At 28.6% G+C, this 3,919-nt stretch carries 5 protein-coding genes and 1 pseudogene; all 6 read left to right on the top strand.

The genetic code is table 11. The annotated features are described in order from the left end of the window. Positions 1-653: tandem-type lipoprotein (locus HMPREF3241_RS09205; RefSeq protein WP_070853616.1), on the top strand; the 653-nt coding region annotated here is incomplete at its 5' end. Beyond that, a pseudogene (locus HMPREF3241_RS12435) lies at positions 653-2,033 on the top strand (hypothetical protein). The gene HMPREF3241_RS09205 and the pseudogene HMPREF3241_RS12435, both read left to right, overlap by 1 nt. Next, positions 2,033-2,359 carry a hypothetical protein gene (locus HMPREF3241_RS09185; RefSeq protein ID WP_002486028.1) on the top strand — a complete coding sequence of 109 codons (327 nt, stop codon included), beginning with the start codon at positions 2,033-2,035 and terminating at the stop codon, positions 2,357-2,359. Before HMPREF3241_RS12435 ends, HMPREF3241_RS09185 begins: the two are co-directional and overlap by 1 nt. A 3-nt stretch (positions 2,360-2,362) precedes the next feature. Then, positions 2,363-2,647, top strand: a complete 285-nt coding sequence (locus HMPREF3241_RS09180; protein ID WP_002486026.1) for a hypothetical protein — start codon at positions 2,363-2,365, stop codon at positions 2,645-2,647. A gap of 91 nt (positions 2,648-2,738) precedes the next feature. Next, positions 2,739-3,500, top strand: a complete 762-nt coding sequence (locus HMPREF3241_RS09175; protein ID WP_002486019.1) for a tandem-type lipoprotein — start codon at positions 2,739-2,741, stop codon at positions 3,498-3,500. 6 nt (positions 3,501-3,506) lie between these two features. Beyond that, on the top strand, positions 3,507-3,854 hold the full coding sequence (locus tag HMPREF3241_RS12430) for a hypothetical protein (protein ID WP_010959362.1): 348 nt from the start codon (positions 3,507-3,509) through the stop codon (positions 3,852-3,854). Positions 3,855-3,919: the final 65 nt, after the last annotated feature.

The following is a 3,919-nucleotide window of genomic DNA, read 5'->3' as shown; positions in this document are numbered from 1 at the left end:
TAAGTATGTATCCTATTAAAAACTTAGAAGATCTATACGATAAAGAGGGGTATCGAGATGAAGAATTTAATAAAAATGACAAAGGAACATGGGTAATAACTTCTAGTATTAATATTCAACAAAAGGGGGAAGGTTTAAAAACTAGACGAATGGTTTTATTTATGAATCGAAATACAAGAACGTCCAAAGGTAAGTTCATGATAACTGAAGTAAAAGAAAAAAGTGATATAGGATTTCAGACTCGAAAGAAAGAATATCCAGTCAAATTGATTGATAATAAATTCATTCCATCTAAACAAATAAAAGATGAAAAAATAAAAAAAGAAATAGAAAACTTTAAGTTTTTCTCACAATATGGCAATTTTAAAGATTTAAAAGATTATAAAGACGGTGAGGTATCTTATAATCCTAATGCGCCTAATTATTCAGCTAAATATCAACTCAGTAATAATGATTATAATGTAAAACAAATAAGAAAAAGATATGATATTCCAACCGAACAAGCCCCTAAGTTGTTATTAAAAGGTACAGGTGATTTAAAAGGTTCATCCACAGGTTCTAAAAATATTGAATTTACTTTTGTAGAGAAAAAAGGAGAAAATATTTATTTTACTGACAGCGTTGAATACACTCCAAGTGGGGATGATAAATAATGAGTCAGACTGACTACCAAATAAAACAAAAGAATATAAAAAATAACACAGAAGAAACAAGCGCAGTATCTATGATTAGCTATGAAATAGAAAACGCTAATGACAATGGTTTAGATAACAGTAAAATTAAATCTCAAATAGATGAATTAAGATCAAAGAACAATTTTCCAAAAAATTTAGACTACGTAGACAGTTATACCGACCCGAAAACAGGAACTACAACAACAGCTTTTTTGAATAAAGATACAGGTAAACTTACTGTTGGTATGACAGGAACTAATGTTCATGGTAAACAAATAAAAGGGTACTTGCTAGCTTAGTTGATTCACAGGTCAAAGCATCTAAGCAAGATTATAAGGATACAGCCGAGACACTAAAAGATCTTAAATCAGATGCAAATATTGGAATGCGTTCAGTAACCAATAAAGATGCTCACTTTAAAAATACACAACAATTTATTGAAAAATTGCAGAAAGAGTATGATATAGATATAATTACAGGTCATTCTTTAGGAGGTAGAGATGCAATAATTATAGGCACAAGTAATGGTATTAAGAAAATTGTTGTCTATAATCCAGCTCCATTGGCAATAAAAGAAACCCGATTATTTAAAAAACCTTCATCATTGTTATTAAGTAGTTATTTTGATGCAAAAAAGATGATGAGGTAGATGAATTGTTGAAAAATTATGATGGAAATATTCTTAGAATTGTTTCAGATAAAGATGAGTTAAATAAAAGGGTTAAACATTATAATTATGTATTAGCAGGGGATGAGTTGATTCTAAAAAATGGCAAAGGCCATGCGATGGATGGTTTTATGTCATCAGATGAACAAAAAATAATAAGAAAAGTGATTAAAAAAATAGAAAAATATCAAGAGGCAAATGATAAAACATATATAAATGCGAAAAAGCAAACTGAAAATAAACTAGGAAAAGTTGATGAAGTTAGAGCAAATCTACTCCAAGCAAGTGGAGGAGCACTATCTTCTTCCCAACAAAAGTTATTAAAATATTTAACTGCACTTTCAATGGCTGAGGGACTAAATCAATTAGTTGAAGAAGAATTCCGACGTTTGAAAAAAATGTACAATGAGATGGATAAAAAATTTGAAAAAAACTGGGAAGAAGCTCAAGAATCTGGAAATGAGATAGGAAAACATCTTTCTAGTGACGAAGTATTAAGCGCTTTAGATGCTGGAAATGTTAATGAATATAAACTTGTTACTGCGCCTCAAAATGAAATTTCTATTAAATTACGTGAATTATCAAATATTTCTTCACAATATAGTATATATGTATCTAAAATCAAAAATAGTATCAATGAAATAGTGAATAAAGACCAAATGTTAGCCAGTCAAATAGGGAGCTTGATGTGATGTTTTCAAAGTATAAGAAGATAGAGGACTTAGAAGATGCCTACGACACAGAGAAAAAGAAAATTGATATTGAATTCCAAAACCTTAATGAACAAAGATATCAATTAAGAAGAGAAAATGACCAAAGTTACGAAGCGTTTTTATATTTAAAAAGTAAAATGAATTATAGTGACGATTCTAATACTAGAATGATGAATATTATTGATCAATGTGATCGAGAAATAAATGATTATATTCATCATAAAGAGAGAAAGTTGGAAAATTATAAATATGAAGTAAGAAAAGAATATTTAAAGCAAACTGAAAAGATAATGGAGGCTGAATAAAATATGTTAATGCCGAATCCTATCTTAGATGATGAAAGTATAGATAAAGTAAAAAAGGAAATAGAGAAAAAGAAAATTACCGGTGTAATTGCTCCAGAGCATTTTAAAAAGCACCATGATCATGAAAATGAGATGAAAGCTGAAGAAAAAGCACTGATAACACAAACAATGAAACATTGTCACGCTTTTAGCAAAAATTTTAAAAGTTCAGCTAAAGGCGATTGGGTAGATAGTGCAATCTCTGAATTGGATAAAATAAGTAATAATCTAAAGAATATTATGGACTAATTAATTTAGAAACGTATCAAAGTGATGCGTTTTTTATAATGTGCATTTTTGTAAAAGTATATATGGAGTAAAATCAGAAAGATGTGAGCTAATGCACTATCTAAAGAAAGTAACTATATACATAAGTTTATTAATTTTGGTGAGTGGTTGTGGAGACAGCAAAGAAACGGAAATCAAACAAAACTTTAATAAAATGTTAAATGTGTATCCAACTAAAAATCTAGAAGACTTTTATGATAAAGAGGGTTATCGTGATGAAGAGTTTGATAAGGATGACAAAGGAACATGGATTATTAGATCTGAAATGACAAAACAGCCAAAAGGTAAGATTATGACTTCAAAAGGTATGGTGTTACATATGAATAGAAATACTAGAAGTACAACTGGTTATTACGTTATTAGGAAAATTTCTGAAGATAATAAAAGTGAAATTGATGATGAAGAAAAGAAATATCCTATAAAGATGGTAAATAACAAGATAATTCCAACTCAAAAAATTAATGACAATAAATTGAAGAATGAAATAGAAAACTTTAAGTTCTTTGTACAATACGGAAGCTTTAAAAATTCAGATGATTATAAAGAAGGGGATATTGAATACAATCCTAATGCACCAAATTATTCTGCACAATATCATTTAAGTAATGATGACTATAATATTAAACAATTAAGAAAAAGATATGATATTAAAACGAAAAAAACTCCTAGATTATTAATGAGAGGCGCTGGAGATCCAAAAGGATCTTCTGTAGGTTATAAAAATCTTGAATTTACATTTGTTAAGAATAATGAGGAAAATATTTATTTTACCGATAGTATTAATTTTAATCCAAGCAAGGGTAAATCATTGTGAAACAACATGACTATTAAAATATGCGGTTATAAGAATCAGCATCCCTATTTTTCCAAATATAAAGATGAAAATACCCTCAATCATCTAAAAATTGTAATGTTAAAAGTGATGCTGAATAATTTGTCGTTAATCAGTAACTGCATAGGAACGTGGAAAGATTTAGAATACGCCATATCAGACTATGATCAAAATGAATTTATCGAATCCTTCGATATAAGCTATTCTATTAACACGAGTGGCCGTTTAGGCAAAGCAATAATGCTATACCATTCTAAAGTAGTTAATAAATGTCATTATTACGGTATTGAGAGATTGTCTTTAGAAATGATTACTAAAAATCATAAAACAACTTAGAAGAAAAATAATTGAGGAACCACGTAGTTATAAAAAAAGATGACTATGTGGTTTTTATACTATAT

Source organism: Staphylococcus sp. HMSC34G04 (assembly GCF_001838765.1).
In the GTDB taxonomy this organism is placed as follows: domain Bacteria; phylum Bacillota; class Bacilli; order Staphylococcales; family Staphylococcaceae; genus Staphylococcus; species Staphylococcus epidermidis.
The sequence above is the reverse complement of the archived record's forward strand: the minus strand, read 5'-3'. Positions and strand labels throughout refer to the sequence as shown.